Genomic DNA, 12593 nt, shown 5'->3' with positions numbered 1-12593 from the left:
TAGCTTCCAGAAATTAAAAATCGAGCAGTTTTTCTTCGAGTTGTTCGGCACTGCTTCGCAGTTTATCGAGAAAACGCAGCTTACGCACGGTATCCGCCGCCGCGTCCCACGCCTCGTTGTCTAACTGTTCAACCATCAACTGATGGCGGGTATCAAACATCTTTTTGACGCGTTTGATAAAGCTTTCCAGCCGCGCTTCGTCTTTCGCCTGTTCGATCTCGTCCAGCTCCTCGCGCAGCTCCAGTTGTTCCATCAGGAACGCGGTGTCGCGCACTGTATGCTGCTCGCTGGCAAGATCAAAACCGTGCAGCGAAAGCAGGTATTCTGCCCGCATCAATGGATGACGCAGCGTTTGCCATGCCTGGTTAATGGTTGCGGATTGCTGGACGGCGGCGAGTTGTTCCGCCTGGCTTCCGCTGGCGAATTTATCAGGATGATACTGACGTTGTAGATCCTGAAAACGCAGGCTCAATGCCTGGGTATCGAGTTGATAACGGGCAGGCAAGCCAAAGAGGGTGAAGTAATCCATAACATTCTCAGGGCTGCGATCCGCCGCAATGACGGCGAATCAGGTAAAACAAACCCCACGCGCAGGCGACCACGGTGGGGTTATCGGTATGCGCATCAGACGTGGAAGCTTTCGCCGCAACCACATTCATCTTTTACGTTCGGGTTGGTGAATTTAAACCCTTCGTTCAGGCCTTCTTTTACGAAGTCCAGTTGCGTACCGTCCAGAAATTGCAGGCTTTTGCCATCGACCACGACTTTCACGCCTTTGTCTTCAAACACGATGTCTTCCGGCGTCGGTTCGTCAACAAATTCCAGTACATACGCCATACCTGAACACCCTGAGGTTCTCACACCCAGACGCAGGCCAAACCCTTTACCGCGGTTAGCCAGAAAGGTATTTACTCGCGCTGCTGCACTGTCGCTCAGTGTAATCGACATAACCAAACCTCAACTCTTATTTTGCTTCACGTTTGCTTTTATAGTCCGCAATGGCGGCTTTGATCGCGTCTTCTGCCAGAATAGAACAGTGAATTTTCACCGGTGGCAGTTCAAGTTCTTCAGCAATATCGGTGTTTTTGATCGCCTGTGCTTCGTCGAGAGATTTCCCTTTCACCCATTCGGTCACCAGAGAACTGGAAGCGATAGCGGAACCGCAGCCGTAAGTTTTAAAACGCGCGTCTTCAATGATACCTTCATCGTTGACTTTAATCTGCAACTTCATCACGTCGCCACAGGCTGGTGCACCCACCATGCCGCTGCCCACGTTTTCGTCGTTGTTGTCGAAGGAACCCACGTTACGCGGATTCTCGTAATGGTCGATAACTTTTTCGCTGTAAGCCATTATAAATTCTCCTGATTCCGATACCGATTAATGATGAGCCCATTCGATGCTGTTCAGATCCACGCCCTGCTTGTACATTTCCCACAGCGGAGAAAGGTCACGCAGACGACCGATGGATTTACGAACTAACTCGATGGTGTAGTCGATCTCTTCTTCAGTAGTAAAACGACCTAAAGAGAAACGGATAGAGCTATGTGCCAGCTCGTCGTTCAGCCCCAGCGCACGCAGCACGTAGGACGGTTCGAGACTTGCCGACGTACAGGCGGAACCTGAAGAAACCGCGAGGTCTTTCAGCGCCATAATCAGCGACTCACCTTCAACGTAGTTAAAGCTGACGTTGAGAATGTTCGGCGCACCGTGTTCCAGGTCACCGTTCAGGTAAACTTCTTCGATATCTTTGATGCCGTTCCACAGACGGTTACGCAGGCCGCGCAGACGTTCCATCTCGGTCGCCATCTCTTCTTTTGCGATGCGATAGGCTTCGCCCATACCCACGATCTGGTGAACCGGCAGTGTACCGGAACGCATACCACGCTCGTGACCGCCGCCGTGCATTTGCGCTTCAATGCGCACGCGTGGTTTACGACGCACATACAGCGCGCCAATACCTTTCGGACCGTAGATTTTGTGACCGGAGAAAGACATCAGGTCAACTTTCAACTGGCTCAGGTCGATAGGCAGTTTACCCACGCTCTGGGTTGCATCAACGTGATAGATAATGCCACGGGCACGGCACATTTCACCGATAGCCGCAATATCCTGTACCACGCCGATTTCGTTATTCACGTGCATGATAGAAACGAGGATGGTGTCATCACGCATCGCCGCTTCGAGTTCTTTCAGATCGATAATTCCGTTACGCTGCGGCGCCAGGTAGGTGACTTCAAAACCTTCACGCTCAAGCTGACGGCAGGTGTCCAGTACCGCTTTGTGTTCGGTTTTGCTGGTGATGATGTGCTTGCCTTTTTTCTGATAAAAGTTGGCTGCACCTTTAATTGCCAGGTTGTCAGATTCGGTTGCGCCAGAGGTAAAGACGATTTCACGCGGGTCAGCACCGACCAGATCGGCAATCTGATTACGGGCGATATCTACTGCTTCTTCAGCCTGCCAGCCGAAACGGTGAGAACGGGAGGCCGGGTTACCAAAGGTTCCGTCCATCGTCATAAACTGCATCATTTTCTCGGCAACACGCGGGTCCACCGGCGTGGTTGCGGAGTAATCGAGATAAATCGGTAATTTCATTGCTCTATAAACTCCGTACATCACTCAATGCAAGGAATCAGGCTACCGGCTGGATGTACGACCGTGTTTACGAAGTGATAAACACTCCGGCCTGACTCTGAATTCTTTTTATTAAGCGCGTAACTTAACGTCGATCGCGTCTTGTGTGCGGGTACGTGGCGCGTCGTGAGTATGTTGACGACCAGACACATCCAGCACTTCCTGGTTATTGACCAGTTCGCCTAAAGTAATGTTGTTGAGAAAACCGGTGAGACGGTCGCTCAAATCACGCCACAGCGCGTGGGTCAGGCATTTATCGCCGCCCTGGCAGCCGCCTTTACCCTGACAACGGGTGGCATCTACAGATTCGTCAACGGCGCTAATCACTTCACCAACGGCGATGCTGCTGGCATCTTTGCCCAACAGATAACCACCGCCAGGTCCACGTACGCTGGAAACCAGACCATTTTTACGCAGACGGGAAAACAGTTGTTCCAGATAAGAAAGGGAAATTCCCTGACGTTCAGAAATATCAGCCAACGGAACCGGGCCTGCTTCGGAGTTGAGCGCAACGTCCAGCATTGCGGTCACGGCATAGCGCCCTTTAGATGTCAGTCTCATGTCTTAATTCACCTCAAACTCGCCCCTGCCCGGGGTTTTTTATTGTAAAAGTGGGGGTATTGCATAGCAGGGTCAAGTCTGACATTCCCAAGTAAATTGGTCAACTATTTACTTGACTGATTTAGTCAGGTATTTAGCCTTCAGTGCCATTTTCTTATCGTGGCATTTGTACCTGTTGTCGGATGCGGCGTAAACGCCTTATCCGACCTACGGTTCCGCGCACTTGTAAGCCTGATAAGACGCGTTAAGCGTCGCATCAGGCAATGACTGTCGGATGCGGCGTAAACGCCTTATCCGACCTACGGTTCCGTGCACTTGTAAGCCTGATAAGACGCGTTAAGCGTCGCATCAGGCAATGACTGTTATTCGGCCTTATTGCCTTTATTCTGCTGCTCAATAGAAGCCAGAATCCCACGCAGGATATTCAACTCCTGACTTTCCGGGCGCGCACGCGTAAACAGACGACGCAATTTATTCATCACCTGCCCCGGATGGTTTTCACGAATAAAACCGGTTGCCAGCAACGTTTGCTCCAGATGACCGTAAAAACGTTCCAGATCATCCACTAGCGGATACGGCGTCTCTGCATGCTCAACCTGCTCGCCGTTTTCCTGGGTCGCCAGCCAGGCCATACGCACTTCATAGGCGATAACCTGTACTGCCATCGCCAGGTTCAGCGAGCTGTATTCCGGGTTCGCGGCAATCGCGACATGATAATGGCATTTCTGCAGCTCTTCATTGGTCAAGCCGACGCGCTCGCGACCAAAGACCAGCGCCACCGGCGTGTTTGCCGCTTCAGCGACGCTTTTCAAACCGCATTCGCGCGGGTCGAGCATCGGCCACGGCAGCGTACGGGAACGCGCGCTGGTGCCAACGACCAGGCTACAACCAGCCAACGCTTCGTCGAGTGTATCGACAATCTGCGCATTACCAATCACATCACTGGCTCCCGCTGCCAACGCGATCGCCTGGGAGTCAGGTTTCACCAGAGGATTAACCAGCCACAGATTGGTTAATCCCATTGTTTTCATGGCTCGGGCAACAGAACCCATATTGCCGGTGTGTGACGTCTCCACCAGCACAATTCGAATATTTTGCAGCATTGTCTTTCTTCGTCTAAAGATTATTCGCGCATCTTATCATAAAACGAAGACAGATGCCGATCTCGCTGCTATACTCTGCGCCGTTTTCCCGTTCTTTAACATCCAGTGAGAGAGACCGATGCATCCGATGCTGAACATCGCCGTGCGCGCAGCGCGCAAGGCGGGTAATTTAATTGCCAAAAACTATGAAACCCCGGACGCTGTAGAAGCGAGCCAGAAAGGCAGCAACGATTTCGTGACCAACGTAGATAAAGCTGCCGAAGCGGTGATTATCGACACGATTCGTAAATCTTACCCGCAGCACACCATCATCACCGAAGAAAGCGGTGAACTTGAAGGTACTGATCAGGATGTTCAATGGGTTATCGATCCACTGGATGGCACCACCAACTTTATCAAACGTCTGCCGCATTTCGCGGTATCTATCGCTGTTCGCATCAAAGGCCGCACCGAAGTTGCTGTGGTTTACGATCCTATGCGTAACGAACTGTTCACCGCGACTCGCGGTCAGGGCGCACAACTGAACGGCTACCGTCTGCGTGGCAGCACTGCTCGCGATCTCGACGGTACTATTCTGGCGACCGGCTTCCCGTTCAAAGCAAAACAGTACGCCACCACCTACATTAACATCGTCGGCAAACTGTTCAACGAATGTGCTGACTTCCGTCGTACTGGTTCTGCGGCACTGGATCTGGCTTATGTCGCTGCTGGTCGCGTTGACGGTTTCTTTGAAATCGGTCTGCGTCCGTGGGACTTCGCCGCAGGCGAACTGCTGGTTCGTGAAGCTGGTGGTATCGTCAGCGACTTCACTGGTGGTCATAACTACATACTGACCGGTAACATCGTTGCGGGTAACCCACGCGTAGTAAAAGCCATGCTGTCAAACATGCGTGACGAGTTAAGCGACGCACTGAAGCGTTAATTTCTCTGGCGGGTGATTTCTCTCACCCGCCCTCGCCTTTCAGGCGCTATTCCGAAATACTTTCTCGCCGCTTTACTTTCCCTCACCGCTCTCCCACCATCTTTCCCCGATTAATGGATTACAAAAAAGTCGCAAGGAAAGGTTATGGTCCTGCCAGTAAACAAGCGCGTTTTCAAGATTCTGTTTATTCTCTTTGTTGTTGCCGTCTGCGTTTATTTAGTGCCGCGCGTCGCTATCAATTTTTTCTATTATCCTGATAACAAAATTTATGGCCCTGACCCCTGGTCAGCAGAATCCGTAGAGTTTACCGCTGAAGATGGCACACGCCTGCAAGGCTGGTTTATTCCGTCATCGACTGGCCCCGCTGAAAACGCCATCGCTACGGTGATCCATGCTCATGGCAATGCCGGAAATATGTCTGCACATTGGCCACTGGTCAGTTGGTTACCCGAACGCAATTTCAACGTGTTTATGTTTGATTATCGTGGGTTTGGTAAGTCTAAAGGAACGCCTTCGCAAGCCGGATTACTGGACGATACACTGAGCGCCATCAACGTGGTGCGCCATCGCAGTGATGTAAACCCGCAGCGACTGGTACTGTTTGGTCAGAGTATTGGCGGTGCGAATATTCTTGATGTTATTGGTCAGGGCAATCGTGAGGGCATCCGCGCGGTGATCCTCGACTCCACATTTGCCTCTTACTCAACCATCGCCAACCAGATGATCCCCGGCAGTGGTTACTTACTTGATGAAAGTTACAGCGGTGAAAATTACATTGCCAGCGTCAGCCCCATTCCGCTTTTACTGATTCACGGAAAAGCCGATCACGTTATCCCCTGGCAGCACAGTGAAAAGTTATATGCTCTGGCGAAAGAGCCAAAACGGCTGATTCTGATCCCCGATGGCGAACACATTGACGCTTTTTCCGATCGTCATGGTGATGTTTATCGCGAACAAGCGGTAGATTTTATCCTCAATACGTTGAGCCCGTAGAATTAACCTTAAGATTAAAACCCGATAAAACAGCATGAAATCACCTTAAGACATGGCATTCAACTGGCCATTGCTGTTTATATCGATAAAAATTCTGTGACGCCTGCCCGCATTTCTGATAAATAGCGTTCCATTCACCATTTCCCTAAGCAAACTTTAGCTATCCTTATCAATTATGCTTATGGGAGATCAACAGATGATGTCTACACTTGCTCCACCATCTGCCCTTTCTGCTCCCCAGCGCCGCTGCCAGATCTTGTTAACGCTATTTCAGCCGGGGTTGGCCGCTACCACGGCAACGTTTAGCGAGCTTAATGGTGTGGATGATGATATTGCCAGTTTTGATATCAGCGAAACAGGACGGGAGATCCTGCGCTATCATCAACTCACGCTCACTACTGGTTATGACGGTAGCTACCGGATTGAAGGTACAGTACTTAATCAACGTTTATGTTTATTTCACTGGCTACGACGCGGTTTCCGTTTATGCCCGTCATTTATCACCGGTCGTTTCGCCCCTGCCATAAAGGAAGAATTGAAGCGTCGGGGGATTGCTCGCAACTTTTACGACGATACCAACCAACAAGCTTTAGTTAATCTGTGTTCGCGACGATTGCAAAAATGCTTTGAAGCTCGTGATATTCATTTTCTGTGCCTGTATCTGCAATATTGCCTGCTACAACATCATGCCGGGATCACGCCACAATTTAACCCACAGCAACGTCGATGGGCTGAATCCTGCCTTGAATTTCAGATAGCACAAGAAATTGGCCGCCACTGGCAACGCCGGGCGCGCCAGCCTGTACCACCAGATGAACCGTTGTTTATGGCATTGCTCTTTTCCATGTTGCGGGTTCCCAATCCGCTGCAGGATACCCATCAGCGCGATCGGCAATTGCGTCAGGCTATCGTCCGTCTGGTACAACATTTTCGTGAGCTGGGAAATGTCCGTTTCTATGATGAACAGGGGTTATGCGATCAGCTTTATACTCATCTCGCTCAGGCATTACGCCGCAGTTTGTTTGCCATCGGTATTGATAACACCTTGCCAGAAGAGTTCAGCCGACTTTACCCTCGCCTGGTTCGTACAACCCGCGCGGCGCTGGCCGGGTTTGAAAGTGAATACAATGTCCGTTTTTCCGATGAGGAAAGTGGTCTGGTGGCGGTGATTTTCGGCGCATGGCTGATGCAAGCAAATGAAGTTAACGAAAAACAGATTGTTTTACTGACGGACAATGACAGTGAAAGAGAAGCAAGTATTGAGCAACAATTGCGCGAAATTACGCTACTGCCGCTCAATATTAAACATATATCGGTGAAGGCCTTTTTACGAAATGGCGCACCGAGAAACGCTGTGCTGATTATTGCACCTTATACCATCCCGTTACCGCTCTTTTCGCCGCCGCTGATTCATACGAATCAGACCCTGACCGCACACCAACAGGAGCAGATCCGTAAAATGCTGGAATAATCAGCATGAGGGAACCACTTTTGGGCGCAGAAACATTGCCGGAAGCGCCACCAATGCCATCACCCAGAACACGCCGTGCCCCAGATATTGATACAAGAATCCGGCGAAGACGGTCATGATAGCGATACTGCCGCCCATCGCGACGGCAGAGTAAACCGCCTGCAAACGGATCACCTCACTACCCTGACGAGCGGCGATATAGCGCATGGCGGCCAGGTGGCACACGGTAAAAGTGCCGCAATGCAGGATCTGCACCAATATCAACCACGGTAACTCAGTGGTTGCCCCCATAATGCTCCAACGCGCCACTCCGCAAATCGCTGAGATCAACAACATATCGCGAGCGCTACAGCGACGGAAAAGTTTGTTACTCAGCGCAAAGATGATCACTTCCGCCACCACCCCAAGTGACCACAAATAGCCCACCGCCGAAGCCGAGTAACCCGCTGCCTGCCAGTAAATGGCGCTAAAACCGTAATACGCCGCGTGCGCTCCCTGCAATAGACAAACACAAGCCAGAAAGCGCCAGTTCTGGCGAACCAGCGCCAGCCAGGCCGGCCATCCCGTGCTCTCCTGCTGGCGGCTTACCCCTTGTGGTTGAATGGTCGGGCGAATGAGAAAACCAAGTAGCATGGATGCCACGCCCAGCGTCAACATCGCGAGGATCACCCGATAATCAAACACCGTGACCAGTTTGCCCGTCAGCGCCGAACCAATGACAAATGCCACCGAGCCCCACAGCCGCACTTTGCCGTAATCAAGCGGAAACTGCTTTTGCTAGGTATTCGCCAGCGCGTCAGTCAACGGCACCAGCGGTGAGAAAAAGAGGTTAAAACCGACCATTACCACCATCAGCCACGCGACATGCGCGCCAGCCCAGAAGGCGACGGCAAACAGCAGCGTCAGCAACGCCAGCACCCGCAGCGCGGAAATCAGACGAGAAGGATCGCTGACGCGGGGCGCGATTATCAAACTACCGAGAAAACGGGCAACCAGACCGGCCCCTAACAACAGACCGATGGTTTCTGGCGTTAAGCCAATCCCCTCAAGCCAGACGCTCCAGAAAGGTAGAAAAATGCCGTAGCTAAAAAAGTACGTGAAATAACCGAGCGCCAGCCAGCGCGTGGATTGCAAAACCATGAGTCCCTCCCGTCAGGAGGCGTTAGTCTGGAGTTAATCGAATGTTGTTGCAAGTTGGAAAATAAGAATATTCGAGCGAGCTTCCCGGCATGAAGCAACAAGCACATTGTCAGCGACCTGCGCTATGCCGTTATAGCAAACCAGGATAATTAGCGAATATCTCAACGCCTGGGGCGTGGCGAGGTGCCAGAGTGTGTATTACGTTTAAATCACATCTTTTTGCAAAGGGATTGGTTATGAACACACTACGTTATTTTGATTTTGGCGCAGCCCGCCCCGTTTTGTTATTAATTGCCCGTATTGCCATCATCTTAATTTTCATTATTTTTGGTTTTCCCAAAATGATGGGCTTTGACGGTACGGTCCAATATATGGCCTCGCTGGGCGCGCCAATGCCGATGCTGGCGGCAATTATTGCGGTAGTTATGGAAGTGCCTGCCGCGATATTAATCGTGCTTGGTTTTTTCACTCGTCCGCTGGCGGTGCTGTTTATTTTCTACACGCTGGGTACAGCGGTGATTGGCCATCATTACTGGGATATGACGGGGGATGCGGTCGGGCCAAATATGATTAATTTCTGGAAAAATGTCAGTATTGCAGGCGCATTCTTGCTGCTGGCGATTACTGGACCGGGGGCGATTTCTCTCGATCGGCGTTAAAAACATGCCGGATGCGGCGTGAACGCCTTATCCGGCCTACCGCTCCGGCACCCATTGTAGGCCTGTGCATCCGGCATTTTATAAATTACAGCAACTCAACCCGCAACGACATCTCTAAGGTTGTTGACTCCCCCGGCGCAAGCGCAATGAGATCTCCGCCTTCGGGACGATGATGGTCATCCGGCGCATGACTCATCGGCTCCAGGCAGAAGAAATCAAACGCATACCCTTTATCAAACGTCGGGTCCGAAACAAAGATGAAATAACACGGTGCGGGCGGCGTCGTTTCCATAGTGATGGCGTAACCCTGCTGTGGCTGCTCAATGCGTGCCTGACCATTCCATCCGGAAAAACCATTGTTCACCCACTGACGCGGCAACGGCGCGAGCTGATTGAAATCCAGCTCCAGCGGTAACTGCGCGCAAAACGCCCCCGCCAGCCACTGTTCCCGCTCCAGCCAGTAACCGCTCGCCTGCGCCTGAATCCGCGTTTGCGACGACAACGGAAAATAAGGATGCCAGCCCGTACCAAACGGCAGCGTCTCTGCACCTTCATTGGTGACAGAGAGCGTGACCGTCAGCGCATCTGCCGTTAAATGAAACGTCTGACTTACCCGATAATGATAAACGCCACCGCGATGTTCATACTCCAGACATAAACTATCATCGCTGCGCGTTACACATTGCCACTGGCCCAGCCAGCCATCGCCGTGCAGATAATGCGCGTCCCATTCAACGTTAGGATGTAGCGGATACTCACGCCCTTGCCAGACAAAGCGGTTGCCGCTCACCCGGTTAGCAAACGGCACCAGCGGAAAACAGGAGGCATCGGTTGCCACACCGTTTTTTTTACCCGGACGTAGCAACGCCGTCGTGTCGTGCCAGAAGCCTTCTATGACTCCGCCCTGGTCAGAGATATCCAGCTTTAGCGCCCCATGAAATAAGGTATAGATGGTCATCCGCTAACTCCTTAATCCGGGAAATTAATCACGACTTTCCCACATTTGCCACTTGCCACTTGCCATCAGCGCATACGCCTCACCCGCCTGTTCCAGTGAGAAGCGGTGGGTAATGGCGTTACGCGGCCACAGTTTCCAGTCCGTCAGATCGTGAGCGCATTTTTCCATATGGAACAGGCTGGTCACCCAGGAGCCAATAATCCGCCGTTGATGGTGCATCAGATCGGCGCTGACCTCGAACTCCACTTTTCCAGTTTCCCCGATGTAAACCACGCGTCCCCAGTCGACGGTGGATTGCAATGCCAGCAAGCGCCCCGCAGCATTACCGGAACAATCGAGCGCAACATCCGCGCCGCCGTGGGTGAGTTCGGCAATTATCTGCGGCAGACCTTCAGTGGTTGCTAAATAACCGTGATCCATCACACCTAACTGTTTCGCCATCGCCAGACGTTCCGGCAACATATCAACGCCGATGATCCGTTTCGCACCGCGACCTTTCGCCAGCATCATCGCCATCATCCCGACCGGTCCCAGACCGACCACCAGCACGTTATCGCTGCCGGAGACTTCGCCGCGCAAAATCCCTTCATACGCCGTGCCAACGCCGCAACTGATAAACGCTCCATCTTCGTAGCTCAGTGAGTCTGGCAGGAGGATCAGATCTTTTTCTTCCGCCAGCAGATATTCGGCATGACCGCCGTCACGCTGCCAGCCGTAAGCCGCTTTTCCTTTGCCAGTACAAGAGATAGGAAAGCCGCGGCGGCAGTTCGGGCAAAAACCACAGCCGGAAATGTGATACACCAGCACGCGGTCACCCTCTTTAAAATGGCGACAGCCTTGCCCCATCGCCACAATCTGCCCGCACGGTTCATGACCGTTGATAAATCCCTGATACAACGGTTTATCGGGCGCCGCCGCCGTGGCGCGGTGTTGATGATAGATATAGTGGACATCGCTTCCGCAAATCCCGGAGGATTTCATTTTGATCAGTACCTGGTTAATCCCCGGCGTCGGCACCGCAACTTCCCGTAGATCAACGGTCGAATTTCCTGGTAAGTAAGCTGCCAGCATCGTTTTCATAAGTCCCTCATTAACAATACGATTAATTTTCATCCCTGCCGCACCCGCGCCAGGGGCGTTAATATTTAGCGTTTCGCTTTACTGCTTCGCCGGGTCAGCAAGATATTCGCCAGTACCGCCACCACGATGATGACGCCGCGGACCACCTGCTGGAAAAAGGAGTTAATTCCGAGCAGCACCAGACCGTTACCGATTAGCGTAATGACCAGAACGCCAAGCAGCGTACCGAACAGGGAGCCGCGACCACCGGAAAGCGCCGTACCACCAACTACCACGGCTGCGATCACGTCAAACTCCAGACCGTTTGCCGCGCCTGCGTTACCAGAACCGAGGCGCGCCGCCAGTAAAATGCCGGTCACCGCCGCTAATAATCCTGAAAGGGTAAAAATAAGAATGCGTACTCGCCGGACGTTAATCCCGCACAACTGCGCCGCCGTGGCATTACCGCCCACAGCAAAAACCGAACGCCCGAAGGCAGTTTTACGGCTGATGAACACAAACAGCGCAAACAACACCATCATGATCAGCGCGGATACCGGCACGCCGAGAAATTGCCCACCCAGCCAGTCCAGTACCTCGTTTTCGTCAATCGGCACAGGCAGGGCGTTAGTCATAAACAGCCCCATACCGCGCAGGGCGCTCCACAACCCCAGCGTGGCCACAAAACTTGGCACGTTAAACACGCCACGTAACACCCCGGCGAGCGTTCCCATCAGCGCGCCTAACAGCAACACCAACAAACACGCCACCGCCAGAGGAACCTCAAATTGCAGTAAAAATGCCAGGCACACCGAGACAAAAGCCACCATTGGCCCAACGCTGACATCAATTTCACCGGAGATAATAATTAGCGTCATCGCCCAGGCGGCAATACCGATGGTGGCGGCATCGCGTAGCACGTTCATCTGGTTATTTAATGAGATAAAGCCTGGTGCGTTCAGGGAGAAGACCAGATACAAAATGGCTATCACCACCAGCAAACCGATCTCATTAATGTGGCGACTGACAAATTGTTTGAGCGAGACGCTCTTGCCCTGCGGCAATGGTAATGACGAAGCAGACATCTTCAGGTTC

12 protein-coding genes and 2 pseudogenes are annotated in these 12593 nt (G+C 52.2%); 4 read left to right on the top strand and 10 right to left on the bottom strand.

Annotated elements, in window-relative coordinates; genetic code table 11:
- Positions 1-13 precede the first annotated feature (13 nt).
- The 6 genes from hscB to trmJ form a co-directional block, all read right to left on the bottom strand.
- Positions 14-529, bottom strand: a complete 516-nt coding sequence (gene hscB / locus C1192_RS22865; RefSeq protein ID WP_000384411.1) for a co-chaperone HscB — start codon at positions 527-529, stop codon at positions 14-16.
- Between the two features lie 95 nt (positions 530-624).
- On the bottom strand, positions 625-948 hold the full coding sequence (gene iscA / locus C1192_RS22860; RefSeq protein ID WP_000028953.1) for an iron-sulfur cluster assembly protein IscA: 324 nt from the start codon (positions 946-948) through the stop codon (positions 625-627).
- A 16-nt stretch (positions 949-964) separates the two neighbouring features.
- The gene (gene iscU / locus C1192_RS22855) at positions 965-1351 is read right to left on the bottom strand and encodes a Fe-S cluster assembly scaffold IscU (protein ID WP_000331707.1); all 387 of its coding nucleotides are present in this window, start codon (positions 1349-1351) and stop codon (positions 965-967) included.
- A 27-nt stretch (positions 1352-1378) separates the two neighbouring features.
- Positions 1379-2593, bottom strand: coding sequence for a cysteine desulfurase (gene iscS, locus C1192_RS22850; protein WP_001295373.1), 1215 nt, complete (start codon positions 2591-2593; stop codon positions 1379-1381).
- Between the two features lie 111 nt (positions 2594-2704).
- Positions 2705-3193 carry a Fe-S cluster assembly transcriptional regulator IscR gene (gene iscR / locus C1192_RS22845; RefSeq protein WP_001241357.1) on the bottom strand — a complete coding sequence of 163 codons (489 nt, stop codon included), beginning with the start codon at positions 3191-3193 and terminating at the stop codon, positions 2705-2707.
- Positions 3194-3555: 362 nt separating this feature from the next.
- The gene (gene trmJ / locus C1192_RS22840; protein ID WP_000940037.1) at positions 3556-4296 is read right to left on the bottom strand and encodes a tRNA (cytosine(32)/uridine(32)-2'-O)-methyltransferase TrmJ; all 741 of its coding nucleotides are present in this window, start codon (positions 4294-4296) and stop codon (positions 3556-3558) included.
- A 118-nt stretch (positions 4297-4414) separates the two neighbouring features.
- Here trmJ and suhB point away from each other — a divergent pair, with 118 nt between their 5' ends.
- The 3 genes from suhB (at position 4415) to csiE (ending at position 7682) form a co-directional block, all read left to right on the top strand.
- Positions 4415-5218: an inositol-1-monophosphatase gene (gene suhB / locus C1192_RS22835; protein ID WP_000553448.1), complete on the top strand. Its 804-nt coding sequence runs from the start codon at positions 4415-4417 to the stop codon at positions 5216-5218.
- A gap of 144 nt (positions 5219-5362) precedes the next feature.
- Positions 5363-6211, top strand: a complete 849-nt coding sequence (locus C1192_RS22830) for an alpha/beta hydrolase (protein ID WP_001516879.1) — start codon at positions 5363-5365, stop codon at positions 6209-6211.
- 196 nt (positions 6212-6407) lie between these two features.
- The gene (gene csiE / locus C1192_RS22825; RefSeq protein ID WP_038354389.1) at positions 6408-7682 is read left to right on the top strand and encodes a stationary phase inducible protein CsiE; all 1275 of its coding nucleotides are present in this window, start codon (positions 6408-6410) and stop codon (positions 7680-7682) included.
- Here csiE and C1192_RS22820 read toward each other — a convergent pair.
- Positions 7683-8822 (bottom strand): annotated as a pseudogene (locus C1192_RS22820) (3-phenylpropionate MFS transporter). It abuts the gene before it with no gap.
- A gap of 236 nt (positions 8823-9058) precedes the next feature.
- Between C1192_RS22820 and C1192_RS22815 the strand changes: the two are divergent.
- Entirely contained in the window at positions 9059-9481 is a 423-nt protein-coding gene (locus tag C1192_RS22815; protein ID WP_001094718.1) for a DoxX family protein, read from the top strand.
- Between the two features lie 85 nt (positions 9482-9566).
- On the opposite strand, the gene C1192_RS22810 is transcribed toward C1192_RS22815, so the two are convergent.
- From C1192_RS22810 to C1192_RS22800, 3 genes and pseudogenes are all read right to left on the bottom strand, one after another.
- Positions 9567-10439, bottom strand: coding sequence for an aldose 1-epimerase (locus C1192_RS22810; protein ID WP_001516882.1), 873 nt, complete (start codon positions 10437-10439; stop codon positions 9567-9569).
- Between the two features lie 11 nt (positions 10440-10450).
- A pseudogene (locus tag C1192_RS22805) lies at positions 10451-11552 on the bottom strand (zinc-dependent alcohol dehydrogenase family protein).
- A gap of 32 nt (positions 11553-11584) precedes the next feature.
- Entirely contained in the window at positions 11585-12583 is a 999-nt protein-coding gene (locus C1192_RS22800) for an ABC transporter permease (RefSeq protein ID WP_038354388.1), read from the bottom strand.
- Between the last annotated feature and the right edge of the window lie 10 nt (positions 12584-12593).

This window comes from Escherichia marmotae, assembly GCF_002900365.1.
Classification (GTDB): domain Bacteria; phylum Pseudomonadota; class Gammaproteobacteria; order Enterobacterales; family Enterobacteriaceae; genus Escherichia; species Escherichia marmotae.
This window is presented reverse-complemented; position numbering and strand designations above follow the sequence as displayed.

Bases quoted from the DNA above. Each gene is read 5' to 3' on its own strand.
- hscB (WP_000384411.1), bottom strand. From the start codon at position 529: ATGGATTACTTCACCCTCTTTGGCTTGCCTGCCCGTTATCAACTCGAT.
- iscA (WP_000028953.1), bottom strand. From the start codon at position 948: ATGTCGATTACACTGAGCGACAGTGCAGCAGCGCGAGTAAATACCTTT.
- iscU (WP_000331707.1), bottom strand. From the start codon at position 1,351: ATGGCTTACAGCGAAAAAGTTATCGACCATTACGAGAATCCGCGTAAC.
- iscS (WP_001295373.1), bottom strand. From the start codon at position 2,593: ATGAAATTACCGATTTATCTCGATTACTCCGCAACCACGCCGGTGGAC.
- iscR (WP_001241357.1), bottom strand. From the start codon at position 3,193: ATGAGACTGACATCTAAAGGGCGCTATGCCGTGACCGCAATGCTGGAC.
- trmJ (WP_000940037.1), bottom strand. From the start codon at position 4,296: ATGCTGCAAAATATTCGAATTGTGCTGGTGGAGACGTCACACACCGGC.
- suhB (WP_000553448.1), top strand. From the start codon at position 4,415: ATGCATCCGATGCTGAACATCGCCGTGCGCGCAGCGCGCAAGGCGGGT.
- C1192_RS22830 (WP_001516879.1), top strand. From the start codon at position 5,363: ATGGTCCTGCCAGTAAACAAGCGCGTTTTCAAGATTCTGTTTATTCTC.
- csiE (WP_038354389.1), top strand. From the start codon at position 6,408: ATGATGTCTACACTTGCTCCACCATCTGCCCTTTCTGCTCCCCAGCGC.
- C1192_RS22815 (WP_001094718.1), top strand. From the start codon at position 9,059: ATGAACACACTACGTTATTTTGATTTTGGCGCAGCCCGCCCCGTTTTG.
- C1192_RS22810 (WP_001516882.1), bottom strand. From the start codon at position 10,439: ATGACCATCTATACCTTATTTCATGGGGCGCTAAAGCTGGATATCTCT.
- C1192_RS22800 (WP_038354388.1), bottom strand. From the start codon at position 12,583: ATGTCTGCTTCGTCATTACCATTGCCGCAGGGCAAGAGCGTCTCGCTC.